A 25,788-nucleotide genomic window follows, 5' to 3' on the forward strand; every position below is an offset into this window, starting at 1 on the left:
ATGCGGTACCAGTTCGATTTCGGCGCCCTGCTCCCCTACTGGAGGGACTTCCTCGACGGCGCCCTGACCACGCTGACGATGACCGCCTTCGCAGTGGTCTTCGGCCTCGCCATCGGCATCCTCTGCGCGATCGGCCGGCGCAGCGCCTCGCCGCTGCTGCAACGGCTCTGTGGCTTCTATGTCGAGCTGATCCGCAACACGCCCTACATCATCCAGATCTTCTTCATCTTCTTCGGCCTGTCGAGCATCGGCCTGCGCCTGCCGATCTTCGCCGCCGCCGTCCTGACCCTCGTCGTCAATGTCGGCGCCTACACGGCCGAGATCGTGCGCGCCGGCATGGACACGATCCATCCCGGGCAGATCGAGGCGGCCCAGGCGCTCGGCCTGTCGCAGCCGCAGATCTACTGGGACGTCATCCTGCGGCCGGCGCTGGAGCGGGTCTATCCGGCGCTCACCGGCCAGTTCGTGCTGATGATGCTCGCCTCCTCGATCACCTCGCAGATCTCGGCCGAGGAGCTGACGGCGGTGGCGAACAACGTCCAGTCCTTCAGCTTCCGCGCCTTCGAGACCTATATCGTCGTGGCGGTCCTCTACCTCGCCCTCGCCGTCCTGCTGAAGCTCGCCTTCTACGGCTTCGGACAGCTCATCTTCCCGCGCCGCCGGCGCCTCGGCACCCCGCTGTGAGGCTGTGATGGGCGGCTTCACCCTCACCCATTTCCTCTATCTGCTGCAGGCGACGGGCTGGACCGTGGTGCTGACCCTGCTCGCCTTCGTGCTGGGCTGCCTCGCCGGCTTCCTGGTCATGCTGGCGCGCACCGCGCAGGTGCGCTGGGTCCGGGGGCTCTCGGGCCTCTATGTCGACGTCGTCCAGGGCACGCCGCTGCTGATCGTGCTCTTCCTGATCTATTTCGGCCTCGCCCTTTTCGGCTTCGAGCTTCCGGCGATCGTCGCAGCGGCGCTTTCGCTGATGATCTATTGCAGCGCCTTTCTCGGCGAGATCTGGCGCGGCTGCGTGCAATCCGTGCCGCGCACGCAGACCGAGGCGTCGGAATGCCTGGGGCTCAGCCGCTGGCAGACGCTGCGGGACGTGGTGCTGCCGCAGGCGATGCGGATCGCGACCCCGCCCACGGTCGGGTTCCTCGTCCAGGTCCTCAAGAACACCTCGCTGGCCTCGGTCGTCGGCTTCGTCGAGCTGACGCGGGCGAGCCAGGTCATCAACAACTCGCTCTTCCAGCCCTTTCTCGTCTTCGGGATCGCCGGCCTTCTCTACTTCGCGCTCTGCTACCCGCTGTCGCGGCTGAGCCGGGCGCTCGAAAGGAAACTCAATGGCGGCCGCCGTCAGCCTGCGTGACGTCCACAAGCGCTTCGGCGAGGTCGAGGTCCTGAAGGGCGTCTCCTTCGAGGTGGCGCCGGGCGAGGTCGTCGCCATCATCGGCCGGTCCGGCTCGGGCAAGTCGACGGCCCTGCGCTGCGTCAACCGGCTGGAGACGATCCAGTCCGGCGAGATCGAGCTCTGCGGCCGGCGGGTCGACGACCCGGCTCTCGACCTGCGCGCCCTACGCCGCGATGTCGGGATGGTCTTCCAGAGCTACAACCTCTTCCCGCACCTCACCGTCGCCGAGAACATCACCCTGGCGCCGCGGCGCGTGCGCAGGACGCCGCCCGCCGAGGCGCGCCGGATCGCCGAGGAGGTCCTCACCCGCGTCGGCCTCTCCGACAAGATCGACGCCTATCCCGAGCAGCTCTCCGGCGGCCAGCAACAGCGCGTCGCGATCGCCCGCTCGCTGGCGATGGAGCCCAAGGTGATGCTGTTCGACGAGGTCACCTCCGCCCTCGACCCGCATCTGACGGGCGAGGTGCTCAAGGTCATGGAGACGCTGGCGAAGGGCGGCATGACAATGCTGGTCGTGACCCATGAGATGGCCTTCGCCCGCCGCGTCGCCGACCGCGTCATCTTCATGCACACCGGCAAGGTCTGGGAGACCGGGCCCGGCAGCATGCTCGCCGATCCTCAGACGCCCGAACTGAAGGAATTTCTCGCCAACGGGCTCTGACGACCCCGCGGCCGGCCCGGCCGCTCACGACCCGATAAAGACATGACAGGGAGAGAGACATGACCAGCATCACCCGCCGCTCCGCCTTCGGCCTCGCCGCCGCCGGCGCCGCGCTCGCCCTCGGCGGCCGGCCGGCCTTCGCCGACCAGCTCGCCGACATCAGGAAGGCCGGCAAGCTGCGCGTCGCGGTCGCGATGGGCGTGCCGCTCTTCGCCTTCGTCGACGCCAATGTGAAGCCGACCGGCTCGGACGTCGAGACCGCCAAGCTCATCGCCAAGGACCTCGGCGTCGATTTCGAGCTGGTCGAGATCACCAACGCCGCCCGCGTGCCGACGATCCAGACCCGCAAGGCCGACATCCTCGTCGCCAATCTCGCGATCACGCCGGAGCGCAAGCAAGCGGTCGACTTCACCGTGCCCTATGCGACGCTGAACATCGTCGTGGCGGGGCCGGAGCAGGTCGCGATCAAGGAGTACAAGGACCTCGTCGGCAAGCGCATCGCGGTGACCCGCGCCACCGTCAACGACCAGATGGTGACGCAGCAGGCCAAGGGCGCCGAGATCGTTCGCTTCGAGGACGACGCGACCCTGATCACCGCGGTCGTCTCGGGCCAGGCCGACATCGTCTCGACCCAGACGGCCGTGCTCTCGGCGATGAACGAGAAGCGCAGCGGCGCCAAGCTCGTCACCAAATTCGTGCAGCAGGAGCTTAATCTCGGCATCGCGCTGCCGAAGGGCGAAACCGCGCTGAAGGGCTGGCTCGACGACTGGATCAAGGCGAAGTTCGCCAGCGGCGAGCTCAACGCGGTGTTCAAGAAGTTCCACGACCGCGACCTGCCGACCGACCTCGTCCAGCGCACCGTGTGAGCGCAGGCGGCGCCAGTCGCAGGAACCACGTTCGACCGGAGCCGGGGGCGGCAGGCAAGGCCGCCCCCTGCCCCCGCCGTCTCACCCCTTATCGTGAAAGCCGAGCGATGAAGCTGCCCTCGAACACGTTCCTGGCCTCGATCCGCAGCGGCCAGCCGCAGATCGGCCTCTGGCTGAGCCTCGCCAGCGGCTATGCCACCGAAGCGGTCGCGGGCGCCGGCTTCGACTGGCTGCTGATCGACACCGAGCACTCCCCCAACGACCTGACCTCGGTGATGACCCAGCTCCAGGTGCTCGCCGCCCATCCGGTGACGCCGGTCGTGCGGCCCGACTGGAACGACACGGTCCTCGTCAAGCGGCTGCTCGACATCGGCGCGCCCGGCCTGCTCTTCCCGATGGTGCAGACGCCCGACGAGGCCGCGCAGGCGGTTGCCGCGACGCGCTATCCGCCGCGTGGCGTCCGCGGCGTCAGCGGCTGCAACCGCGCCAACGGCTTCGCCCGGATGAGCGACTATTTCAGCCGCGTCGAGGAGGAGACCGCGGTCCTCGTCCAGGTCGAGACGCGGGCCGCCCTCGAGCAGGTGCTCCAGATCGGCCGGGTCGACGGCGTCGACGGCGTCTTCTTCGGCCCTTCCGACATCGCCGCCGATCTCGGCCTCCTGGGCAGGCCGAACGACCCGGCCGTCTGGGACGTCATCCGTCCAGCGGCCCGCAAGCTGATGGAGGCCGGCATCCCGGTCGGCACCCTGGTTTTCGATCCGGGCCTCGCCAGGAGCCTGCTGGGCGAGGGCTTCTCCTTCGTCGCCTGCGGCTCGGACCTGGCGCTGCTGGCGCGCGGCGCCGACGCCCTGCTGCGCGGCATGAAGGCCTGAGTTCGCCGCCATTCCGGCGCGGCGCGACGGCGCCGCGATCGGATGCGCTTCGCCCGCAGCGCGCCGATCTTGCGCGGGACCGCCGTCCTTCCGGATCGAGCCCGGAACGACGGCGTGTTCTCCAGTAAAACCCGTCGGCTTCAGGCCAGCATCCGCGTATCGCCGCAGACCGAGATTTCCTGGCCGGAGATGGTCTTGCCGAAGGGCGAGGCCAGGAAGACGATCTGGCGGGCGATGTCGGCCGGGTCGACGAAGCGCTTGATCGAGACGCCCGCGAACAGGCGCTCCGTCATCTCCTCATGCGAGATGTTGAAGCTGCGCGCCTTGTTGGCGATCACGCTCTGGATGCGCGGCCCCTCGACCAGGCCGGGGCAGATCGCATTGGCGCGGATGCCGAACTCGCCGAGCTCGGCCGAGAGCGCCTTGGTGAAGCCGATGACGCCCCATTTCGCCGCGCCATAGGGCGAGCGCAGCGGGAAGCCGTGCTTGCCGGCCTGGCTCGAGAGATTGACGATCGAGGCGTTGCCCGACTGCTTCAGATGCGCGACGGCGAGGCGCGTGCAGTTGAACGGCCCGGTGAGATCGACGGCAAGGCAGGAATCCCACTCTTCCGGCGCGATTTCGTAGACGCGGCCGGTCGGCCCGGCGATGCCGGCATTGTTGACGAGGCAGTCCAGCCCGCCGAGCGCGGCGAGGGCCTCGTCGAACAGGCGCGCGACCGCCTTGCGGTCGGAGACGTCGCAGAGCGAGCGCGTGATCGCCGGGTCGCTTGCGGCCAGCGCCGCCAGCGCGGCCTCGTCGACGTCGCAGACATGCACCCTCGCCCCTTCGGCCGCGAAGACGCGCGCGGTCGCCAGCCCGATTCCGCCGGCTCCGGCCGTCACCAGCACCCGCAAGCCCCCGATCTTCAGATCCATCGTCCATCTCCTCCCCGATCGCGCCGGAACGGTCGTTCCCGCGGCCTTTCCCGACGCGCGCCAATGGTTGGCCGCCGGCCGGATATCCTCGCCCGGCGCAGCGCGCGCCGCGACTCGATCCTACGAGCCCAATGGTCGCAGGCGAAGGTCATCACCTCGTCATTGGCGGATCAGCTTCAGTAGCCTAAGAACGAACGACTCACCGCATGATGGAGACCGATGGAGCTTTCCCCGCTAGTCCTGATTCTGGCGCTGCCGTTCGCGGCCAGCCTGGCCGTCGTCCTGTTTCCATCGACTTCGCGCGAGCCGGCGACCTGGATCACCGGCGCCACGATGGTGGCTTGCTTCGCCCTCACCGTTTCCCTCTACCCCTCCGTCGCCAGCGGCGAACCCGTGCGCTATCTGGGGGCGTGGCTCCCCTCGCTCGGGCTGAACTTCAGCCTGCGCATGGACGGTTTCGCCTGGATCTTCGCGCTGCTCGTCACCGGCATCGGCTTCCTGGTGGTGATGTATGCGCGCTACTACATTTCCGCCGAGGACCCGGTCCGGCGCTTCTACATGTTCTTCCTGGCCTTCACCGGCGCGATGCTGGGGGTGATCGTCGCGGGCAACCTCATCCTCCTGGTGGTGTTCTGGGAGCTGACCAGCATCTTCTCCTTCCTGCTGATCGGCTACTGGCACCATAACCAGGCGGCGCGCGACGGCGCGCGCATGGCGCTGACCGTGACCGGGCTGGGCGGCCTCGCCCTGCTGGCGGGCATGCTCCTGCTCGGGCACATCGTCGGCAGCTACGACCTCGACGCCGTCCTGCAGGCGGGCGACCGGATCCGCTCGCACCCGCTCTATGTCCCGACGCTGCTGCTGATCCTCCTCGGCACGCTGACCAAGAGCGCGCAGTTCCCCTTCCAGTTCTGGCTGCCCAACGCCATGGCCGCGCCGACGCCGGTCTCGGCCTTCCTGCATTCGGCGACCATGGTGAAGGCCGGCGTCTTCCTGATGGCCCGGCTGTGGCCGGTCCTGTCCGGGACGCCGGAATGGTTCGTCATCGTCGGCATCGCCGGCATGGCCTCGCTCGTGCTCGGCGCCTATCTGGCGATGTTCCAGCACGACCTGAAGGGGCTCCTCGCCTATTCCACGATCAGCCATCTCGGCCTGATCACCCTGCTGCTCAGCCTCGGCAGCCCGCTCGCCGCCGTCGCCGCGATCTTCCACATGCTCAACCACGCCACCTTCAAGGCGTCGCTGTTCATGGCGGCCGGCATCATCGACCACGAGACCGGGACGCGCGACCTGCGGCGCCTCTCCGGCCTGTTCCGCTACATGCCGATCACCGGCACGCTGGCCATGGTGGCGAGCGCCGCGATGGCGGGGGTGCCGCTGCTGAACGGCTTCCTCTCCAAGGAGATGTTCTTCGCGGAAGCCGTGCTGACCCATGTCGATTCCTGGCTCGACACGGCCGCCCCCTATGCGGCGGTGCTCGGCAGCGCCCTGGCCGTCACCTATTCGCTCAGGCTGATCCATTCGATCTTCATGGGGGCGCCGCCCGAGAGCTTCCCGCGCGAGCCGCACGAGCCGCCGTTCTGGATGCGCTTCCCGGTGATGTTCCTGGTGATGGCCTGCCTCATCGTCGGGATCATGCCCGCCCAGACCATCGGCCCGTTCCTTCACGTCGCCGTCTCGTCCGTGCTCGGCGAGGCCACGCCGTCCTACAGCCTCGCGATCTGGCACGGCTTCAACATCCCCCTGGCGATGAGCGTGATCGCGCTGGCCGCCGGCACGCTGCTCTATCTGGTCGCCGGCAATGCGCTGGAACGCTCCGAACGCCCGCTCTTTCTCGGCCGGATCGACGGCCAGCGCATCTTCGAGCGGGTCACGGTCGCGATCTCCTGGCGCTTCGCCCGCCTGATCGAGGAGGTCTTCGGCACCACGCGCCTCCAGCCGCAGATGCGCCTGGCGGTCGCGGCCGCCATCGCGGCCGGCGCGGCGCCGCTGGTGATGGCCGGCCTCGCCTTCGGCGACCACCGCAACGGCACGACGGACCTCGCCTTCGCCGGCCTGTGGGGCGTCGGCGTCGTCTGCGCGATCGCGGCCGCCCGGCTCGCCAAGTTCCATCGCCTCGCCGCGCTGGCCCTGCTGGGAGGGACGGGGCTGGTGACCTGCCTGACCTTCGTCTGGCTGTCGGCGCCGGACCTCGCGGCCACCCAGCTCGTCGTCGAGATCGTGACCACGGTGCTGATCCTGCTCGGGCTGCGCTGGCTGCCGAAGCGCTCGCGCGACCTCGCCGAGCCGACCGACTGGCTGCTGCGGCTGCGGCGCTGGCGCGACCTGACGATCGCCGTCGTCGCGGGCCTGGGCATGGCGGTGGTGTCCTATGCCGTGATGACGCGGACGCCGCCCGAGACGATCGCGAGCTTCTTCCTCGACAAGGCCTATGCGGAAGGCGGCGGCCGCAATGTCGTCAACGTCATCCTCGTCGACTTCCGCAGCTTCGACACGCTCGGGGAGATCACCGTTCTCGGCATCGTGGCGCTGACGGTCTTCGCGCTGCTGCGGCGCTTCCGCCCGGCGCCGGACACGATCGAGCGCCCCGAGCAGCAGCTCATCCAGCGCAGCAACGACGAGGCGGACCCGGACCGGGAGCCGGGCTCGACCGAGGCGGAATATCTCTATGTGCCGTCCGTGATCATGCAGTGGATGTTCCCGGTCGTCATCGTGCTCGCCGTCTACCTCTTCCTGCGCGGCCACGACGCTCCGGGCGGCGGCTTCGCGGCCGGCGTGGCCATGGCGGCGGGCTTCATCCTGCAATACATGGCGGCGGGCACCGTCTGGGTCGAGAACCGGCTGCGCATCCTGCCCGTGGTCTGGATCGGCGGCGGCCTGCTGGTGGCCGCCCTCACCGGGGCCGCCGCGCTCCTCTTCGGCGATCCGTTCCTCAAATCCTATTTCCGCTATGGTGAGCTGCCGCTCGTCGGAAAGGTGCCGATGGCGAGCGCGACCCTGTTCGACCTCGGCGTGTTCAGCCTGGTGGTCGGGGCCACGGTGCTGATGCTGATCGCCATCGCCCACCAATCGATCCGCCGCCTGCGCGCGGCCCGCCTCGGGGAGGAGCGCCAACGATGGAACTGACGCTGGCGATCGCCATCGGGGCCCTGACCGGGTCGGGCGTCTGGCTGGTTCTGCGTCCGCGCACCTACCAGCTCGTCATCGGGCTCTCGCTGCTCTCCTATGCGGTGAACCTGTTCATCTTCAGCATGGGCCGCCTGCGCCTCGGCGCCCCTCCGGTGCTGGGTCCCGGCGGCTCGGGAAACCCGGCGGACTACGCCGACCCCGTGCCGCAGGCGCTCGTCCTCACCGCCATCGTGATCGGCTTCGCCACCACGGCGCTGCTGCTGGTGGTGCTGCTCGCGGCCCGCGGGTTGACGGGCAACGACCATGTCGACGGGCGCGAGCCACGCTGATGGAGTGGACGCGGCACCTTCTCATCGTCCCGATCCTGCTGCCGCTGGTCACGGGGGCGCTGCTGCTGCTGATCGACGAATTGCGCCATACGGCCAAGGCGCTGATCAGCCTCGCCTCCTGCCTGCTGCTCGTCGGCACCGCCTTCGCCCTGATGCGCCTGGCGGACGCGGCGCCCGAGACGGGAAGCGCCCTCTCCCTTTCCTATGCCGTCGCCGGCTGGCCCGCGCCCTTCGGCATCGTGATGGTGCTCGACCGGCTGTCGGCGCTGATGCTCGCGCTCACCGCCGTGCTGGCGCTCGCCGCCCTGATCTTTTCGATGGCGCGCTGGCACCGGGCCGGGCCGCATTTCCACACGCTCTTCCATTTCCTGCTGATGGGGCTGGGAGGCGCCTTCCTGACCGGGGACCTGTTCAACCTGTTCGTCTTCGTCGAGGTCATGCTGGCGGCGTCCTACGGGCTGCTGCTGCACGGCTCGGGCGCGTTCCGGGTCAGGTCCGGGCTGCATTACATCGCGATCAACCTGGCCGCGTCGCTGCTCTTCCTGATCGGCGTCGCGCTGATCTACGGGGTCGCCGGGACGCTGAACATGGCCGACCTCGCCCAGCGCCTGCCGGCGGTGCCCGCCGCCGACCGCGGCCTTCTCCAGGCGGGGGCGGCCATCCTCGGCATCGCCTTCCTGATCAAGGCGGGGATGTGGCCGCTCTGCTTCTGGCTTCCGTCCGCCTATATGGCGGCGGCGGCGCCGGTCGCGGCGATCTTCGTGTTGCTGACCAAGGTCGGCACCTATGCGCTGCTGCGCCTGACCCTGCTGCTCTTCGCCCCCGGCGCCGCGGAGGCGACGGGCTTCGGCGGGCCGGTCCTGATCTGGGGCGGCATGGCGACGATCGCCTTCGCGACCTTCGGCGTGCTGGCCTCGCAGGCAATGGGCCGGCTCGCCGGCTACAGCGTACTGGTCTCGTCGGGAACCCTGCTCGCGGCCGTCGGCATGGGCGACACGGCGGTCGTGTCGGGCGCCCTGTTCTATCTCGTCAGCTCGACCTTCAGCGCCGCGGCCTTCTTCATGCTGATCGAGCTGGTGGAGCGGGCCCGCGAGCCGGGCGCCGACCTGCTGGCGGTGACCATGGAGGCCTATGGCGACGAAGCCGAGGAAAGCGAGGCCGAGGAGCGCGACGACGAGGAGGTCGGCGTGGTGATGCCGGGCGCCCTCGCCGTCCTCGGCGTCTGCTTCGGCCTGGTCGCGATCCTGCTGGCGGGCCTGCCGCCGCTCTCCGGCTTCATCGCCAAATTCGCCATGCTGTCCGGGATGCTCAACCCGGCCGGGCTCGGGGCCGCAACCGCGACAGCGATCCCGGGACAGACCTGGCTGCTGGTCGCGCTGATCATCCTCTCCGGCCTTGCCGCGCTGATCGCCATGATGCGCACCGGCATCCGCACCTTCTGGGCCCCGCTCGAGACCATCGTTCCGCGCGTGCTGGTCGTCGAGGTCGCGCCGATCCTCGGATTGCTGGCGCTCTGCGCGCTCTTGGCCGTGCAGGGCGGCGCCCTGCTCAGCTATACCGAGGCGGCGGCCCGCACCCTGCATGCGCCCGCGGCCTATATCCAGGGCGTGCTCGGCACCGTCCAGCCCGGGGGGGCGCCGCGATGAGCCGCGTGCTGCCCTACCCGCTCCTGACCGCAGCCCTGCTGCTGATGTGGCTGCTCCTCACCTCCTTCTCGCCGGGGCAGCTTATCCTCGGCGCCGTGGTCGCGATGGGCGCCTCGCGCGCCATGGCGTCGCTGCAGCCGGACAAGCCGCGGCTCAGGCGCTGGCAGATCATCCCCAGGCTGCTCGGCATCGTCACGCTGGACATCCTGCGATCCAACATCGCCGTGGCCGGCGTCATCCTGCGGGGCGGCGGGCGCGACCGGCGGCCGGGCTTCGTCGCCATCCCGCTCGAGCTGCGCGACAGGACGGGGCTGGCGGTGCTGGCCTGCATCGTCACCAGCACCCCCGGCACGGCCTGGGTGGAGCACGCCCCCGATACGGGGGTCCTTCTGATTCACGTCCTCGATCTCGTCGACGAGGCCGAATGGGTCTCCCTGATCAAGCACCGCTACGAGAGGCTGCTGATGGAGATATTCGAATGACCGGCGCGATCCTGCTGTGGTCGGTGGCGGCCGCCCAGGCCATGCTCGTGGCCGCGATGGGCTGCTGCACCTACCGGCTGATCTTCGGGCCGCGCGCGCAGGACCGCGTCCTCGGCCTCGATGCCATGTATGTCAGCGCCATGCTGCTGGTGCTGACGATCGGCATCCGCACCGGCAGCACGGTCTATTTCGAGGGGGCGCTGATCATCGCGGTGCTGGGCTTCGTGTCGACCATCGCCCTCGCCAAGTTCCTGATGCGCGGCGAGGTGATCGAATGAGCCATGCGCAGGACCTGCCCGGCTGGGCCGCCCTCGCGACCGCCGCCCTCGTCCTTCTGGGGGCGGCGCTGACCCTCATCGGGGCGATCGGAACCTTGCGCCTGCGCAGCTTCTTCGAACGGATCCATGCGCCCACCCTGGGCACGAGCTGGGGCACCGGCGCGATCCTGCTCGCCTCGATCATCTGCTTCTCGGCCCTGGGCTCGCGTCCGGCCGTCCAGGAGATCCTGATCGGCGTCTTTATCAGCGTCACCACGCCGGTCACGCTGATGCTGCTCGCCCGCGCCGCGATCTACCGCGACCGGACGGAGGGCAAAGGGGAAGTGCCGCCGCGCGCCGCCCCACGCCGCCCCGATTAGAGCGCGGGTGGTACGCAGGAACAGACGAAGCCGGCTCCAAGGCCAGCTCCGATAGCAGGGCCGTCCTGGGCCATGCGGCTCATGCCGAGCCGGGGCCGCTCCGGCGAAACGCGCCCCGCCGCGTCACAGCAGGGCGCCGGAGGGGCTCAGTTCAGGCCGTTTTCGCTCAGGAACTGGCGCGCGACCTCCTCGATCGGGGTCTTGTCGACGTCGACCTTCGCGTTGAGCTTCTGCAGGACGGGGTCCGAGAGCTTGCCGGAGAGCGTATTGAGCGCCTCTTCGAGCGCCGGATTGGCCTTGAGCACCTCGGTCCTGACCACCGGAACGGCGGCGTAGTTCGGGAAGAACTCCTTGTCGTCGCCGAGGACGCGGAAGTTGAACGCCTGGATGCGGCCGTCGGTGGCGAAGACCAGGGCGACGTCGACCTGGCCGTCCCGAAGCGCCGGATAGGTCAGGCCGGAATCCATCGACCTCAGATTGGCGCGCCCCACCCTGAATCCGTAGGTCGACTGCAGGCCCGGCAGCCCGTCGGGGCGCCCCGAGAACTCGGCGTCGACGGCGATCGACACCGGCTTCTTGGCGTTGAAGGCGCCGGCGAGATCCGAAAGCGTCTTGATCCCGGCCGTCTTGGCATCGTCGGAGCGGACCGCAAGGGCGTAGGTGTTGTTGGCCGTCGAGGGCTGGAGCCAGGTGATGCCGATCTTGGCGTCGAGTTCCTTGACCCGGTCATAGGTGTCCTTGGCGCTGAGGCGCTCCTTGACCTTGTTGTAGGTGACGAGGGAGGTGCCGGTATATTCCCAATAGAGGTCGACCTGTCCGTTGACCTGGGCATCGCGCAGCACCTGCGAGCCGAGGCCGTCCCGCTTCTCGACCTCGAAGCCCTTCTTCTTGAGCAGTTGCGTGGTGACCTCTGCGAGCAGCAACTGCTCGGTGAAGTTCTTGCCGCCGACGACGAGCGGCTTGGCCTGCACGGGCATGGCCCAGAGCGCCGCGAGCGCGGCCAGGGCGAAAATGCGGGACGAAGGCTTCATGCCGACTCTCCTTGAAGCGACTGCTGGGAACGGCCGACGGGTCAGCGCAGCGGGTTGACCCCTCGGGGAATGGTCCAGAACTGGAGCTGGGCCATGATGAAATCGACCAGCACCGCCAGCAGCGCGGTGGGAATGGCGCCGGCGAGCATGATGCCGAGCTCGTTCAGCGCGATGCCGGTGAAGATCAGCTCGCCGAGCCCGCCGCCGCCGATCAGGAAGGCGAGCGGCACGGTGCCGACATTGATCGCCAGCGCGGTGCGGATGCCGGTGTAGATCACGAACAGGCTGTTCGGCAGCTCGACCTGGAAGAGCGTATGGCGGGTGGAGAGCCCCATGCCGCGCGCGGCCTCCAGCAAGGGCGGCGGCACGGCGCGCAGGCCCGCCATCGTGTTGGCGACGATCGGCAGCAGCGAGGCGACGAACAGCGCGAAGATCGCCGAGCCGTTGCCGATGCCGAGCAGGCCCATCGAGAGCGCCAGCACGGCCAGGGTCGGGATCGTCGCCCCGACATTGAGGACCTGCAGGGCGATGTCGCCGGCACGGCGGAAGCGCGGACGGGTGAACAGGATGCCGAGCGGCACGCCGACCAGGATGGCGGCGCCTCCCGACAGGGCCACCAGCTCGACATGCTGCCAGCCGAGAAAGGCGATGTCGTCCCACTGCTCCAGCAGGCCGGGCAGGAGCCCGCCGGCCCAGGCCCAGGCCCCCAGCAGGAAAACGCCGACATGGACGCCGTTCCGGCGCAGCCGCATCAGCATGGGCCGCACGCCGTCAGCCATCCCGGTAGGTCTCGGAGAGCAGGCGCGTGATGCCGCGCAGGGTGACATAGCCGAGATACATGCCGTCCTCGTCGACGCAGGCGAGCCAGGAGACGTCGTGCCGGAACATCGTCGAGACGGCGGTGCGCAGATCCTCGTTCGGCCTGATCGTCGTCGGCAGCGCCTCGTGGTTCTCGCCGACCGTGCCGGCGGCGCCGCGCGCCGCCTGGAGCGGGACATAGCCGCGCGCCCGACCCCGCGGCCCGACCAGCACGATCGTCTGGTGCCCGTGCTCCTCCATCGTCGCCACCGCCTGCTTCAGGCTGTCGGCCGCCCTGACCCGCGGCGGGTCCGCCAGCATGGCGTCGCGCACGGTCAGCAATTGCAGGCGCTTCAGCGTCCGGTCGCCGCCGACGAAATCGGAGACGAAGCTGCTGGCCGGATGGGCGAGGATGTTGTCGGGCGTATCGTACTGGACCAGCCGCCCGTCGCGGAAGATCGCGATGCGGTCCGCCATCTTCACCGCCTCGTCGATGTCGTGGCTGACGAAGAGGATGGTCTTGCGGATCTGCGCCTGCATCTTCAGGAACTCGTCCTGGATGATCACGCGGTTGATCGGGTCGATGGCGCCGAAGGGCTCGTCCATGAGCAGGACCGGCGGATCGGCGGCGATGGCGCGCAGAACCCCGATGCGCTGCTGCTGCCCGCCCGACAGCTCCCGCGGATAGCGGTGAAGGAAGGCGCCCGGCTCGAGCGCCACCATGTCGAGAAGCTCGGCCGCCCGCTCCCGCGACTTGCGCCGGTCCCAGCCGAGGATGTCGGGGACGATGCAGATATTGTCCTCGACCGTCTTGTTCGGGAACAGGCCGATCTGCTGGATCACGTAGCCGATGCTGCGCCGCAACTGCGTGACGTCGCAATCCGACGTGCTGCGGCCGTCGATCAGGATGTCGCCGGAGCTCGGCTCGATCAGCCGGTTGACCATCTTCATCGTCGTCGTCTTGCCGCAGCCCGAGGGGCCGAGCAGGACGCAGATCTCGCCGGCGGGAACCTCGAGCGACACGCGGTCGACGGCCGGCACGGTGCTTCCCGGAAAGGTCTTGCTGACCTGGTGCAGTCTGATCATCTGGTCCTCAGTCCCGGTGAGGTGAGCTTCCGCTGCAGCCAGAGCAGGGCGAGGTCGGCGACGATCGCCAGAAGGCTCACGGCGAGCGCGCCGGTGACGAGCTGGCGCGGATCGGTCTGGCTGATGCCGCGCGAGATGAAGGTGCCGAGGCCGCCGGCGCCGATATAGGCGGCGATGGCCGTGACCCCGATATTCATCACCACGGCAAGCCGCACCCCGGTCACGATCACCGGCAGGGCGAGCGGCAACTCGACCTCCCGCAGACGCTGTCCCCTGGTCAGGCCCATGCCTCTCGCAGCTTCCCGCAGGGCCGGGTCAAGATTGCGGATCGCGGCGTATGTATTCCGGATGATCGGGAGCTGGGAGTAGAGTAATACCGCGATCACCGCCGGCAGGTAGCCGATGCCCTGGCCGAACAGCGACAGGATCGGGATCATCATCCCGAACAGCGCGATCGAGGGGATGGTGATCACCATCGACGCGACATAGAGCACGGCCTCCGCTAGCCGCCGGTTCTGGCTGATCGCGACGCCGATGGGCACCCCCGTCAGCACCGCCAGAGCCACGGCGACCCCGACGATGGCGACATGCTCGCCAGTCCGGGTGACGATGAGCCCCCAGTTCGAAATGATGTAATCGAGAATATCCATTGCCTCGCGGCGGCTTTTAGGACAGCCTATCAGGCCTTGGCAACCCATGAATGTGATTTTTTTGACGGAAAATGACAGTTATTCTCAGTGAAATCTTTTCTCTGATTCTATTTATGGCCAAAGGTTTATTATGAAGATATGATAGTTATATTGAATTATGTCTAAATTGATTTTCAATGTTCGCCCAATAAACTTCTTATAAGAACCTTTATGCCTCCATAACCGCAAGCCAAGAAGGCGCTGCGGTCGTGAAAGGCCGTCGCTGAAGAGGACATTCCATGTGCGGTTTCGTATGTCTCTGGGAGATTGAGGACGGGGGTGGAACGCTGCTCGCAGCGATGCTTTCGCGCCTCGGGCACCGCGGCCCCGATGCCACCCGGATCGCCCGAACTCGACGACGCGCCGGTCGCGATGGGCCATTGCCGACTGGCGATCATCGGCGCGGAGGACGGCATCCAGCCCATCCGAGCGGATGCGGAGATGCTTGTCGCCAACGGTGAAATCTACAATCACGCCGATCTGAGAGCGATTCTCGGCGCCGAAAACTTCAATTCATCGAGCGACAGCGAAGCTATTCTTCGCCTCTTCCGCGGCGGCGCCCAGCGCTGGATCAACCGGCTCGACGGGATGTTCGCCTTCGTGCTGGCGACGCCGGAGCGGATCGTCGCGGCGCGCGACCCGCTCGGGATCAAGCCGCTCTACATGGCGCGCCGCGGCAAGGGGCTGGCCTTCGCCTCGGAGCTCAAGGCCTTCGACGGATTCGGCTTCGACGACATCGGCGCGGTCCCGCCGGGCACCCTGTTCGACAGCCGCGCCGGGCTGCGCACATGGTACCGCATCCCGGCGGGCGCGGGCGCGGCGGAGCCCGGGCTGGACATCGACGCCGTGGCCGGCGAATTGCGCCTCGCCCTGGAAGAGGCCGTCGCGAAATGGATGGTCGCCGATGTCGAGGTCGGCTCATTCCTGTCCGGCGGGCTCGACAGCTCGCTCGTCGCGGCCATCGCCCAGAAGCACAGGACCGGCGCCGGGCTCGGGCCGCTCAAGACCTTCGCCGTGGGCACGGCCGGCGCGCCCGACCTGCTGGCTGCGCGCCGCGTCGCCGACCATCTCGGGACCGAGCACCACGAATTCACCTTCTCGGCGCAGGACATCGCCGACAGCCTGGCCCATGTCGTCTATCATCTCGAAAGCGCCGATCTCGACCTGGTCCGCAGCGCGGTCCCGACGCTGTTCGCCGCCAGGCTGGCGCGCCGGCACGTCAAGGCCGTCCTGACCGGAGAGGGAGCCGACGAGCTGTTCGCCGGCTACGCCTATCACCATGGCTATGCCGACGATCCGCGTGCGCTCGCCGACGAGCTGACGCGCAGTCTCGGCACCATGCACAACATCAACCTGCAGCGCGTCGACCGCATGACGATGGCGCAATCGCTGGAGGCCCGGACGCCGTTCCTCGACCGCGATCTGATCGCCTTCGCCCAGTCCCTCCCGGCGCAGCTCAAACTCCGGCGGACCGACCCGGCGAGCGCGGAGGCGACCGGGCCGACCACGGAGAAATGGCTGCTCCGCAGGGCCTGCCGGGACCTGCTGCCGGAGGATCTGATCTGGCGCAGGAAGGCGCAGTTCGACGAGGGCTCGGGCACCGTGGAGGCGCTGCGCCAGGCGCTGCGGCTGCTGACCGGCAGCCGGGACGAGGTCGACCCCGGCCGCGAGAGCAAGCTGTATCGCGACATCCTGCGCAGCCGCTTCGCCGAGCCCGAGATGATTCTGGCCCAGGCCGGGCAATGGAACGCCAACCGCATCGCGGCGTGACGCCCCGGCAGCGGCGCCTCATGCCGGGCGCGCGGCCCGGCAGCGCGGGCAAGCCCGGCGCGATCGACGCCCCTGCCCTGCTCTCGCCGCTCCGAAGTCCGCAATCAACGAGTGGGCCTGCAGGCCCCGCCGCCGGCCGTCTTGCCGCCACGGCAAGTCGCCCGGATCAATTGGGGCGGCGCAGGCGCCTGATGATGACGGAGGGGAAAACCGGGCGAAGCCTCTCGGGCCAGCAAGAGGTCCTCGCAAGAGTCTCTTGGTTGGCGCGCCCGACACGATTCGAACGTGTGACCTTTGCCTTCGGAGGGCAACGCTCTATCCAGCTGAGCTACGGGCGCTAACCGTGACCGCTGGATAGCCGATCCCCGCCGCTTCGGCAATGCGGGATTTATGGAGTTGCGTGCTTCTCCTACGGCAAAGGTCATCTGTTCCCCCCGTCTGCGCGAACGGTCGCCGGATGCCGCATCGCCGTAGCGTGCCGCAGACCACGCCGCTTGCCATCGAAACATCCGCACGAAAGGGAGCCCCTCCGTCCAAGCGCGAGGCTCGCGATCCGAATGCCGCTAAGCCTTTGGAAGGCGAGGGCTCGGATCGGTCGGTCAACAGAAATCCCTGACAGGCGGCCTTGCGAGCCTGCGCATAACCATTGCTTATAACGCGCTTGCCAAACTTCATTTGACGGCATGCAAAGCGATCGGCCTCATGTGCCAAAGCATGGGGATCATCACGATGAACAAGACGACCATGGCCGTTCTCGCGGGCCTGCTGGCGGCGCCGGCTCTTGCCACTTTGCCGGCCGCGGCCGAAACGCTGCAGGTCGCCGTGGGCACCTCCGATATCACCAATCTCGATCCGCATCGCGCGAACGGCTTCGACTCGATGCTGCTCAGCAACGTCTTCGACGGGCTGGTGCGGTTCCCGCCGGGCAGCGCCGACCCGGCCAAGCTCGAGCCCGACCTCGCCGAGCGCTGGGAGACGGCCGCCGACGGCAAGTCCTGGACCTTCCATCTGCGCAAGGGCGTCAAGTTCCAGGGCGGCTTCGGCGAGGTTTCCGCCGATGACGTGGTGTTCTCGCTGAAGCGCGCCGCGGATCCGAAGACCTCCTCCTTCGCAGGCAATTTCGCGGTGATCGCCAATGTCGTGAAGGTCGATGAGATGACCGTGCGCATCGAGCTGAAATATCCGGATGCCGGCCTGCTCGGGCTGCTCTCGAACTTCAACGGCGGGCGCATCGTCAGCAAGAAGGCGGCCGAGCAGATGGGCGCCGGCTTCTCGGCCAAGCCGATCGGCACCGGCCCCTTCGCGATCGCCGAGCATGTGCCGCAGCAATATGTCCGGCTGACCGCCAACAAGGACAGCTTCCGCGGCGCGCCGAAGATCGACGAAGTGTTCTGGCGCTTCGTGCTCTCCGACAGCAGCCGCGACCTCGCCTTCCAGTCCGGCCAGATCGACATGATCTATGGCCGCCGCGAGCAGCGCTGGGTGACGCAGGTCAAGGCACGTCCCGATGCCGTGGTCGACATCTTCGGCCTTGGCGAGTTCCGCACGCTGCATATCAACCGCAGCATCAAGCCGCTTGACGACATCCGGGTCCGGCAGGCGATCGCAGCCGCCATCGACGTCGATCAGATCGTCCGCTTCGTCGGCCCCGACGTCGCCAGGAAGGGCTGCTCGGTCGTGCCGCCGGGCTATCGCGGCGAGGATTGTTCCTGGACGGTAAAAACCGACGTCAACCGCGCCAAAGCGCTGCTCAAGGAGGCCGGCCATCCCGACGGCATCACGCTGACGGTCGTCGTCTCGAACATCTCCTCGCAATTGCCGATCATGGAAGTGATTCAGAACCAGCTCGGCAAGGCCGGGATCAAGCTCGACATGAAGGTGGTCGACCACCCGACCTACCAGCAACAGATCCGCCAGAACGCCAGCGCGCTGGTGTTCTACGGCGCAGCGCGTTTCCCGGTCGCCGACAGCTATCTGACCGAGTTCTACCACTCGGCCGCGACGGTGGGTAAGCCGACCGCAATCACCAATTTTTCGCATTGCGCCATCGCCGACGCCGAGATCGAGCAGGCGCGCAAGGAAACCGACGCGGCCAGGCAGATGGCGGCGTGGAAGGTGGCGCAAGAGAAGATCAACAGCGATGTCTGCGCCGTGCCGCTGTTCGAATTGCAGCAGGTCTGGGCACGCAGCAGGAAGGTCGATTACGGCTATGAGCTGAAGGGCGCGATCAACATCGCCCCGCAGATCACCGAGAAGACGACCGTCACGCGCTGAGCACGCGCCGATCGGGCTCAATCGGCCTGATCGGGCCTGGCTGCGAGCGCCTCCCGCATCAATTCGCCGCCGCAACGGCGGGCATGCGCGATGAAGAGATCGAGAAGGCCCGCATTGCGGGCCTTCTGTGCCTTGACCAGCAGGAAATGATTGTCGATCGCCGGCTCGAAGCGGCGGATCGCGACGCGCCCCTGCACCGGCCCCGCCATCAACGGATGGACCAGGGACAGGCCCAGCCCATGGGCAACGAACTCGCAGAGCGTCGGCGCCGTCGTCACCTCCAGCACCAGCCGCGGCCGCGAACCGAAGCTCGCCATCACCTCGTCGACGATGCGCCGGATCTCGACGCCCTCGTCGAAGCCGACGAACGGCTCGCCGTCGAGATCGTTCGGACCGATCACCGATTTCCGCGCCAGCCGATGGCCCGGCGGCATGATGCAGACCAGCGGATGGGAGAGGAAGGGCTCGGTCTCGAGATAGGCATGCTCGACCCTGGCATTGAGAATCCCGACATCGACCTGGCGGGTGGCGAGCCAGTCGGTCAGACCCGGCGAGCCGCGCACGATCAACGAAATGAACACATGCGGCTCGCTCTCGAGGAAGCGCATTGTCACCTGCTGGATGAAATGGCCGGACAGGGCCGGAAGCACGCCGACGATGAGCCGGCCCCTCTCCTCCCGGCGCACGGTCTCGACCGCGCGCTGAAGCTGGTGCAGGCCGGAGAAGACGCGGTCGACCTCTTCATAGAGCCGCACGCCCTGGATCGTCGGCGCGAGCTTGCCCTTCACCCGGTCGAACAGCCGCAGGCCCGTATCATATTCGAGATTGGCGATGAGCTTGCTGACCGCCGGCTGGGTGACGTTGAGCGCGAGCGCGGCGGCGCTGACGGTGCCGTTCTCGATCACCGCGCGGAACGCCTCGACCTGTCTTAGATTGATGCTTCTGGGCATAACTCTCTGGAATACACCGGGCCAAAAACGTTGTTGGACGTTTTAGCATCGCCTGCCGATATTCACCAGAAGGAGGTCGCGCCACCGCGACTGCGACAAACGACATGCAATACGCACTGAAACGAATATTGCTCGGACTGCCGACGCTGCTCGCCATGTTCACGGCGATCTTCGTGATCATCCGCGTCGTGCCGGGCGATGCCGCGGCGGTGATCCTCGGCGACCAGGCCAGCAGCGCGGCGCTGGACGCGCTGCGCCTCGAACTGGGGCTCGACCGGCCGCTCTCCCAGCAATATCTCGGCTTCCTCGGCGGGCTGCTGCATGGCGACCTCGGCACCTCGCTGGTGACGAAGCGCCCGGTGCTCGAGGAGGCGCTGCGCGTCCTGCCGAATACGCTGGAGCTCGCCGCCGCCTCGATCCTGGTCGGGCTGGCGCTCGGCCTTCCATTGGGCATCTATGCCGCGATCCATCGCAATGCCTGGCCGGACTATGTCGGCCGCCTGTTCTCGCTGATCGGCCTGTCGCTGCCGGCCTTCGTCTCCGGCATCCTGCTGCTGCTCGCCTTCGCGATCCAGTTGCGCTGGTTCCCGGTGATCGGGACGAGCGCGAATGCGGGCCCCTGGGACCGCTTCCTTGGCGTCGCGCTGCCGGCGCTCAATCTCGGCATCATCATGAGCGCCTATGTGGCCCGGGTGACGCGCTCCTCGATGCTGGCGACGCTGGGCGAGGATTTCGTCCGCACGGCCCGGGCCAAGGGTATCGGGCCGACGGCGGTTGCGCTGCGCCATGTGCTGGCGAATTCGCTGCTGCCGATCATCACCGTGGTCGGGCTCTATTTCGGCACGCTGATCGGCAATGCCGTCCTGACCGAGATCGTCTTCAACCGGCCGGGGCTGGGACGGCTGATCCTCGGCGCCCTGAACACCCGCGACTACACCCTGCTGCAAGGGCTGATGATCATCTTCGCCTCCTTCGTGGTGCTCGCGAACGTGTTCACCGACCTGGCCTATGCCGCGGTCGATCCGCGGATCAGGAACGCCTGAGCCAATGACCGCGAGCCTTGCCATCCTGCGCGACACGACGCGCTTCATCTCCCGCGGCGGCGTCTTCGCCTGGGCCGGCCTCTTCCTGCTGGCGGCGATCGTGGCGATGGCGGCGTTCGCGCCCCTGATCGCGCCTTACGACCCCCTCGCGCAGGACATCGTCAACCGGCTGCTGCCGCCCTCGAGCGAGTTCTGGCTCGGCACCGATTCCTATGGGCGGGACGTGCTTTCGCGCATCATCTACGGCGCGCGGGTCTCGCTCTTCGTCGGGCTGGTCTCGATCCTGGTCGCGATGACGCTGGGCACGGCTCTCGGCGTGATCTCGGGCTATGTCGGCGGGCGCTTCGACGCCTTCGTGATGGCGCTGGTCGACCTGATGCTGTCCTTCCCGAGCCTGCTGCTCGGCATGCTGGTCGCCGCCGTGCTGGGGGCGAGCATCGAGAACCTGATCATCGCCATCGCCGTCACCGAGATCGCGCCCTTCGTGCGGCTGGCGCGGGCGCCGACGCTGATGCTGAAGGAGCAGGAATTCGTCCAGGCGGCGCGTTCGATGGGCTGCACCCATCAGCGCATCATGCGCGTCCACATCCTGCCCAACCTGATCGCCGACATCCTGGTGATGGGTTCGCTGTGGATGGCGACGGCGATCCGCACGGAAGCCTCGCTGAGCTTCATCGGGCTGGGCGTGAAGCCGCCGACGGCGACCTGGGGCGGCATGATCCGCGAGGGCTTCGAGAACATCCTCGAGGCCTGGTGGCTGGCGGTGTTCCCGAGCGTCTTCGTCTTCCTGACGGTGCTGGCGCTCAACCTTCTCGGCGACGGCCTGCGCGACGCCACCGATCCGAAACTGCGGCAGCGCGACTGACGCCGCCGCCCGCGCATCGAAGACCACCCCGGAGCCTTGTCATGAGCGAAGCCAATTTCATCTATCTCAGCCAGGAGGACGCGGTGCGCTGCGGCGCCGGCGACGTCGCCGCCACCGTGGCCGACACCGAGCGCACGACGCTGCTGGCCTATCGGGGCAAGGCGATCGAGGCGCCGACCGCCACGCTGTTCTGGGGCGTTCCCGCCGAGAAGCTGAAGAACTTCGTCGGTTATCCGAGCAAGAAGCGCGCGAACATCCATGCCGGCTATCTCGACGACGACGGCGTGATGAAGGTCGCGCTGAAGAACATCCCGAGCAACCCCGACAACCCGCTCAACGGCAAGGGGCCCCGCGCCTCGGGCCTGGTCACGATCCTCGACCCCGAGACCGGCTATCCGGTCGCCCTGATGGACGCGATGGTGATAAGCTGCATGCGCACCGGCGCGCTCGGCGCGATCGGCGTCAAGCATCTGCGCCGCCCGGGCTCGCGCAGCCTCGGCCTGATCGGTGTCGGTCCGATCAACCAGGCCGCGATCGCCTGCACCGCCGAGGTGATGCCGGAGCTCGAAGTCGCCTATGTCTACGACCTCAATACCGAGCGCGCCAAGGCCTTCGCCGCCGAGTTCTCGCGCAAGCTGCACATCGATGTCCGCGCAGTCGATTCCGCCCGCGCGGCGGTCGCCGATGCCGACGTCGTCATTCCCGCGACCAACGTCCAGACGATCGACGACGCCTATATCGCGCCGGACTGGATGAAGAAGGGCAGCCTGCTGGTCGATCTGTCGATCTGGGACGCGACCTTCGAAACGCTCGCGCGCGCCGACGGCTATGTCATGAATTCGGCGATCAGCATGGAGCGCAAGACGATGACGCCGAGCGTCATGGTCGATCGCGGCCTGGCCAAGGAAGAGGAGATCATCGATCTCGGCAAGGTCATCGCCGGCGAGACCGCCGGGCGCCGCGGAGACGGCGACGTCATCGTCTACTTCGCCCGCGGCATGGCGATTTACGACGTGATGTGCGGCTATCGCGTCTATGAGAACGCGCTGAAAAACGGCGTCGGCAAGACGCTGAGCCTGTGGCAGAGCGCGTTCTGGAGCTGAGGGCACAGCGTGAAAAAAGCGGTCGAGGACAGGAACGCTTCCGGTCTTGCTTTCGGCCGCATCTTCCTCACGGCCCTCCGCGCGCAAGCGCCGCGCCGTCCTCGCCAGGTTGCTTCCGGGCAGGCGGCCTTCCCCGGCGAGCGCGCCCCGTCGCGGCGCGCCGCGTCGAGCGCTTGAGCCTGGAACGAGAAGGCAAACATCGGCGCACAGGACTGCCGAAGCCCCACGCGATGCTCCGTGACCGATCGCGCCGCCTTCAGGGCGCGGCGCGACCTCAGCGGGCCGAGCCGATGCCGAGGCTGCTGCAGAGCTCCGCCTCGCGTTTCCGCACGAAGCCGGCATAATCGCGCAGATGGACGCCGTCGCTGAAGGCGGAAGGCCGCCCCGGCCTGTCCGACGCCTCCCCGTACAGGTTGAAATATCCGCAGCGCTCCGGCTCGCATGACTGGGCCAGCATCTGCGAATAACGGGCGGCCGCCGCGGGAGGAAACAGGGCTTTCTCCTTGTCGGCGACCGGCGGGATGGCGATCAGGGCGCGGCGAGGCCCCCAGGCCGCCAGACGCGGCTTCAAGGCGGCGAGACCGGACCGGAAGCCGCCTTCGGCCGCCTCGGTTTCCGGGTTGCGCTTCACCCAGATGTCGTTGGCGCCGACCACCAGCAGGACGCCTTTCGCTTGCCGCGGCGGCGCAACCTTCCGGGTCAGGTCGAGCACATCGGCCAGGGAGGCGCCCGAGATGCCGGCATTGACGAGCGGCAAGCCGCAGAGGACCGGCATGAACAGGCGTTCCGCGTGGGAATCGCCCAAGATCACCAGATAATCTCCCTGCACCTGGTCGAGCTGGGCCTGGATCGTCTTGAGCCGGACCTGGCGGAAACCGTCGAAGGCCGGCGCCGGATCGCCGCCCGCCCCCCGGCGATGAGCGAGCCAGCCGACCCCGACGGCAAGCGGCAAGAGGAAGAGAGCGAGCGCGGCCAGCGGGAGCGCGTTCCTGAAGCGTCGCAGCCCGCGCGCGGGAGACTGCGGCGAAAGGGTCGCGCTCATAGCGGACGGACCCGCGATGCGAGCGAGCCGACGAAAGCGAGCATCCGCGACGCGACCGAGGGATGGGTCTCCGGCGAGGCGGCGGCAGCCATGCCCCGCGATGCGGGGAACGAGGCCGGGCGCGGCGGCGGCAGCGCGGCGATCGCGACAGAGGCCTTGGGCGCCCTCGCGACGAGGCGCGCCGGATGAGGCGCAGGCGCCGGAGCCGTCGCAGCCGCGATGGGAACCGGCCTGCCGGCGCGCGGGTCGCCGATTGCCCCGGATCTCTCCGCGGCGCTCGTCGCGGGTGCGATGCCGGAAGCGGGCATGGCCAGCCTGCTCCAGTCCGAGGGCGGTGGGCTGACCGCGAAGCGGGAGGGTTCCGTCGCGGCCCCCGGGGCTCGGTCGAGGACCTTCCCGGAGGGGCTGAGCTCGAGGGCGGCGCGGCCGGGCTGCGCCGGGGACGGCGCTTCGCCGGCCGGAGCGACGGCAAGGGCGAGCAGGGCGAGCCCGGTCGCGGCCACGGCCCAGGAAGCCGCCCGGCGATGAAGAAGGCTGGTTGAGAGCATGTCTGTCCCGTTATGTGCTGCGGGACTCTCGACAGGGGGTCGGGCGAAATGCGGGCGCCAGCATTTCCGAATGTTTCGGGCGGGTTGAAAGTTGTAAGCCGCCAGGCGCCTTCGGCAGGCCGGGGCGCGACGCGGCAGGCCCCTTCCGGGCCGCGCCGCCGGCATCATCGCATCCGCGGAGAGGTCCGAAGCGTCAGGCAGGGTGGGCAGGGTGGGGCACCGGTTGCCATCCGCCCGTCATCGCCGCGCCGCCAGATCGGCCGCACCGCCGCATATCGCGGTGCCGTCCCGGGCGATGCGGGCCTCGCCGATGCCCTGTTCGCGGCCGGTCACGGGGTCGCGGTAGATCCTGTGGCGGCAGGCCGCGGCACTGTCCTCCGGCCCCGCAAGGACAAAGCGCGCCAGGGCCAGGACAGCCCACAGGATCGCGATGCCCCAGCAGACCGCCCCGCGCAGGCGCGACGGCGCGGCAGGCCCGGCAAGCTCCGAAAGCGGCGGCGGCGGGAGAACGGGTTTCGGCATGGGGCTCCGGCGACTTTGCTGCCAGCCAGATAAACCCTGCCTGTTTCCGCCATACCGGGCGCTTGTTTCCGGACTGTTTCGATTGGTGTCCCGACATGTCCGCGCGGCGCCCCGCCCCGGAAGAATCGCGCCAGCGTCATCGGCGGGCAGCGGTGCCGAGGCCATGCCGCCGGCCCGGATTGCCGCTTCGGCGAGGCGTCGCGGCTCCCGGCCGATCACGCGGCCAGCGGCGCCAGCCTTCGGATGAAGTCGCCTTGCGAGCGGCCGCCCGTCTTGGCCAGCGCCTCCGCCGTGGCCGGCCTCCGCCGCGGCGGGGCGAGCAAGCGCCCCTCAGGCGCCGTCCGCCGGTTCTGCCAGGACCGCGAGCTCGACCGCCCCGATGCCGTCCAGCGCGAAACGATAGGTTTCGCTGCGGGCCGGGAAACGGGTGGTGACCAGGCTGCCCGTCATGACGATCTCGCCGGCGTGCAGGCCGCGGCCCTTCGCGCCGAGCGCGTTCGCCAGCCAGGCGAGCGGCGCGAAGGGGTGGCCGAGCACGTCCCGCCCCTGGCCGCGGTCGATCTCGACGCCGTCGCGGCTCACCACGCCGGCGACCGCATCGAGCGCCGGCCAGTCGCTGCGGAACGCGGACAGCACCACGCCGCCGTTCCAGGAATTGTCGGCGACCAGCGAGAGCACGTCGAGCTCGGCATAGTCGGCGGCGCGGTCGTCGACGATCTCGATGGCGGCGCAGACGCCCGCGACATGGCTCGCGATGCTCTCGGCCGTGAAGGCGGGGCCGCCGGGCGGGATGTCGCGGCCGATGCGCACCCCGATCTCGAATTCGAGGCCGATCCGCCCGTAATCGGCGATGGCGACGCGCGCGCCGGAGCGATGCAGCCGGTCGGCCAGGACGACGCCGGCGATCGGCTGGTCGATGCCGCACATCGCCTGCATGCGCTGCGAGGTCAGGCCGATCTTGTAGCCGACGGGCGCGCCGCGGCGCGGCTTCAGCAGCGACACATAGCGGTCCTGCACGGCATAGGCGTCGTCGAGCGAGGCGATGCCGGCCGCCGCCGCGAAGGGGCGGAACCTCGCCTTGCCGTCATGCTCGCCGACCAGCCTCGCGGCCACCTGGTTCACGTCCACCATCCCT

General features: G+C 68.5%; 25 protein-coding genes and 1 tRNA gene. 16 read left to right on the forward strand and 10 right to left on the reverse strand.

Annotation, left to right across the window (positions count from 1 at the left end):
• From ACWH43_RS14585 to ACWH43_RS14605, 5 genes are all read left to right on the forward strand, one after another.
• Positions 1-684, forward strand: coding sequence for an amino acid ABC transporter permease (locus ACWH43_RS14585; RefSeq protein WP_158445766.1), 684 nt, complete (start codon positions 1-3; stop codon positions 682-684).
• Positions 685-691: 7 nt separating this feature from the next.
• Entirely contained in the window at positions 692-1,351 is a 660-nt protein-coding gene (locus tag ACWH43_RS14590) for an amino acid ABC transporter permease (RefSeq protein WP_158445765.1), read from the forward strand.
• On the forward strand, positions 1,326-2,054 hold the full coding sequence (locus ACWH43_RS14595; protein WP_158445764.1) for an amino acid ABC transporter ATP-binding protein: 729 nt from the start codon (positions 1,326-1,328) through the stop codon (positions 2,052-2,054). Before ACWH43_RS14590 ends, ACWH43_RS14595 begins: the two co-directional genes overlap by 26 nt.
• A 59-nt stretch (positions 2,055-2,113) precedes the next feature.
• The gene (locus tag ACWH43_RS14600; RefSeq protein ID WP_158445763.1) at positions 2,114-2,920 is read left to right on the forward strand and encodes a transporter substrate-binding domain-containing protein; all 807 of its coding nucleotides are present in this window, start codon (positions 2,114-2,116) and stop codon (positions 2,918-2,920) included.
• 107 nt (positions 2,921-3,027) lie between these two features.
• On the forward strand, positions 3,028-3,792 hold the full coding sequence (locus ACWH43_RS14605; protein ID WP_158445762.1) for an HpcH/HpaI aldolase family protein: 765 nt from the start codon (positions 3,028-3,030) through the stop codon (positions 3,790-3,792).
• 140 nt (positions 3,793-3,932) lie between these two features.
• Here ACWH43_RS14605 and ACWH43_RS14610 read toward each other — a convergent pair whose 3' ends face one another.
• Entirely contained in the window at positions 3,933-4,709 is a 777-nt protein-coding gene (locus ACWH43_RS14610; RefSeq protein ID WP_158445761.1) for an SDR family oxidoreductase, read from the reverse strand.
• A 219-nt stretch (positions 4,710-4,928) separates the two neighbouring features.
• Here ACWH43_RS14610 and ACWH43_RS14615 point away from each other — a divergent pair, with 219 nt between their 5' ends.
• Genes ACWH43_RS14615 through mnhG form a run of 6 tightly spaced genes read left to right on the forward strand, consistent with a single transcriptional unit; the run spans position 4,929 to position 10,932 of the window.
• Positions 4,929-7,835 carry a monovalent cation/H+ antiporter subunit A gene (locus ACWH43_RS14615; protein WP_158445760.1) on the forward strand — a complete coding sequence of 969 codons (2,907 nt, stop codon included), beginning with the start codon at positions 4,929-4,931 and terminating at the stop codon, positions 7,833-7,835.
• On the forward strand, positions 7,826-8,167 hold the full coding sequence (locus ACWH43_RS14620; RefSeq protein WP_158445759.1) for a Na+/H+ antiporter subunit C: 342 nt from the start codon (positions 7,826-7,828) through the stop codon (positions 8,165-8,167). Before ACWH43_RS14615 ends, ACWH43_RS14620 begins: the two co-directional genes overlap by 10 nt.
• The gene (locus ACWH43_RS14625) at positions 8,167-9,813 is read left to right on the forward strand and encodes a monovalent cation/H+ antiporter subunit D (protein WP_158445758.1); all 1,647 of its coding nucleotides are present in this window, start codon (positions 8,167-8,169) and stop codon (positions 9,811-9,813) included. The genes ACWH43_RS14620 and ACWH43_RS14625 overlap by 1 nt, the downstream gene beginning before the upstream one ends.
• Entirely contained in the window at positions 9,810-10,295 is a 486-nt protein-coding gene (locus ACWH43_RS14630; protein WP_158445757.1) for a Na+/H+ antiporter subunit E, read from the forward strand. Before ACWH43_RS14625 ends, ACWH43_RS14630 begins: the two co-directional genes overlap by 4 nt.
• Positions 10,292-10,573 (forward strand): K+/H+ antiporter subunit F, encoded by a 282-nt coding sequence (locus ACWH43_RS14635; RefSeq protein WP_158445756.1) that lies wholly within the window; start codon positions 10,292-10,294, stop codon positions 10,571-10,573. The genes ACWH43_RS14630 and ACWH43_RS14635 overlap by 4 nt, the downstream gene beginning before the upstream one ends.
• Positions 10,570-10,932, forward strand: coding sequence for a monovalent cation/H(+) antiporter subunit G (gene mnhG, locus ACWH43_RS14640; protein WP_158445755.1), 363 nt, complete (start codon positions 10,570-10,572; stop codon positions 10,930-10,932). The genes ACWH43_RS14635 and mnhG overlap by 4 nt, the downstream gene beginning before the upstream one ends.
• Positions 10,933-11,078: 146 nt before the next feature.
• Here the strand turns inward: mnhG and ACWH43_RS14645 are convergent, their stop codons facing one another.
• Genes ACWH43_RS14645 through ACWH43_RS14660 form a run of 4 tightly spaced genes read right to left on the reverse strand, consistent with a single transcriptional unit; the run spans position 11,079 to position 14,497 of the window.
• A complete protein-coding gene (locus ACWH43_RS14645; RefSeq protein WP_158445754.1) occupies positions 11,079-11,963 on the reverse strand; it encodes a glycine betaine ABC transporter substrate-binding protein in 885 nt (294 codons plus the stop codon).
• 41 nt (positions 11,964-12,004) lie between these two features.
• Entirely contained in the window at positions 12,005-12,742 is a 738-nt protein-coding gene (locus ACWH43_RS14650) for an ABC transporter permease (RefSeq protein WP_260347897.1), read from the reverse strand.
• Positions 12,735-13,847 (reverse strand): ABC transporter ATP-binding protein, encoded by a 1,113-nt coding sequence (locus ACWH43_RS14655; protein ID WP_158447982.1) that lies wholly within the window; start codon positions 13,845-13,847, stop codon positions 12,735-12,737. The genes ACWH43_RS14650 and ACWH43_RS14655 overlap by 8 nt, the downstream gene beginning before the upstream one ends.
• Positions 13,844-14,497, reverse strand: a complete 654-nt coding sequence (locus tag ACWH43_RS14660) for an ABC transporter permease (RefSeq protein WP_158447983.1) — start codon at positions 14,495-14,497, stop codon at positions 13,844-13,846. The genes ACWH43_RS14655 and ACWH43_RS14660 overlap by 4 nt, the downstream gene beginning before the upstream one ends.
• A 369-nt stretch (positions 14,498-14,866) precedes the next feature.
• Here ACWH43_RS14660 and asnB point away from each other — a divergent pair, with 369 nt between their 5' ends.
• Positions 14,867-16,306 (forward strand): asparagine synthase (glutamine-hydrolyzing), encoded by a 1,440-nt coding sequence (asnB, locus tag ACWH43_RS14665; protein ID WP_448153528.1) that lies wholly within the window; start codon positions 14,867-14,869, stop codon positions 16,304-16,306.
• A gap of 261 nt (positions 16,307-16,567) precedes the next feature.
• On the opposite strand, the gene ACWH43_RS14670 is transcribed toward asnB, so the two are convergent.
• Positions 16,568-16,644 (reverse strand) — tRNA-Arg (locus ACWH43_RS14670).
• Positions 16,645-17,035: 391 nt separating this feature from the next.
• Here ACWH43_RS14670 and ACWH43_RS14675 point away from each other — a divergent pair.
• Positions 17,036-18,580 (forward strand): ABC transporter substrate-binding protein, encoded by a 1,545-nt coding sequence (locus tag ACWH43_RS14675; RefSeq protein ID WP_448153529.1) that lies wholly within the window; start codon positions 17,036-17,038, stop codon positions 18,578-18,580.
• 17 nt (positions 18,581-18,597) lie between these two features.
• Here the strand turns inward: ACWH43_RS14675 and ACWH43_RS14680 are convergent, their stop codons facing one another.
• Positions 18,598-19,530 (reverse strand): LysR substrate-binding domain-containing protein, encoded by a 933-nt coding sequence (locus ACWH43_RS14680; RefSeq protein ID WP_158444058.1) that lies wholly within the window; start codon positions 19,528-19,530, stop codon positions 18,598-18,600.
• 104 nt (positions 19,531-19,634) lie between these two features.
• Between ACWH43_RS14680 and ACWH43_RS14685 the strand changes: the two genes are divergently transcribed.
• The 3 genes from ACWH43_RS14685 to ACWH43_RS14695 are packed head-to-tail and all read left to right on the forward strand — an operon-like array spanning position 19,635 to position 22,541.
• Positions 19,635-20,573: an ABC transporter permease gene (locus ACWH43_RS14685; RefSeq protein ID WP_158444057.1), complete on the forward strand. Its 939-nt coding sequence runs from the start codon at positions 19,635-19,637 to the stop codon at positions 20,571-20,573.
• 4 nt (positions 20,574-20,577) lie between these two features.
• Entirely contained in the window at positions 20,578-21,438 is an 861-nt protein-coding gene (locus ACWH43_RS14690; protein ID WP_158444056.1) for an ABC transporter permease, read from the forward strand.
• Positions 21,439-21,479: 41 nt separating this feature from the next.
• Positions 21,480-22,541 carry a hypothetical protein gene (locus ACWH43_RS14695; protein WP_158444055.1) on the forward strand — a complete coding sequence of 354 codons (1,062 nt, stop codon included), beginning with the start codon at positions 21,480-21,482 and terminating at the stop codon, positions 22,539-22,541.
• Positions 22,542-22,815: 274 nt separating this feature from the next.
• On the opposite strand, the gene ACWH43_RS14700 is transcribed toward ACWH43_RS14695, so the two are convergent.
• The 3 genes from ACWH43_RS14700 to ACWH43_RS14710 form a co-directional block, all read right to left on the reverse strand.
• On the reverse strand, positions 22,816-23,583 hold the full coding sequence (locus tag ACWH43_RS14700; protein ID WP_158444054.1) for an SGNH/GDSL hydrolase family protein: 768 nt from the start codon (positions 23,581-23,583) through the stop codon (positions 22,816-22,818).
• Positions 23,584-24,368: 785 nt separating this feature from the next.
• Positions 24,369-24,653 (reverse strand): hypothetical protein, encoded by a 285-nt coding sequence (locus ACWH43_RS14705; protein WP_158471768.1) that lies wholly within the window; start codon positions 24,651-24,653, stop codon positions 24,369-24,371.
• A gap of 330 nt (positions 24,654-24,983) precedes the next feature.
• The gene (locus tag ACWH43_RS14710) at positions 24,984-25,784 is read right to left on the reverse strand and encodes a 2-keto-4-pentenoate hydratase (protein ID WP_377785404.1); all 801 of its coding nucleotides are present in this window, start codon (positions 25,782-25,784) and stop codon (positions 24,984-24,986) included.
• Between the last annotated feature and the right edge of the window lie 4 nt (positions 25,785-25,788).

It is taken from the genome of Allobosea minatitlanensis, from assembly GCF_964020775.1.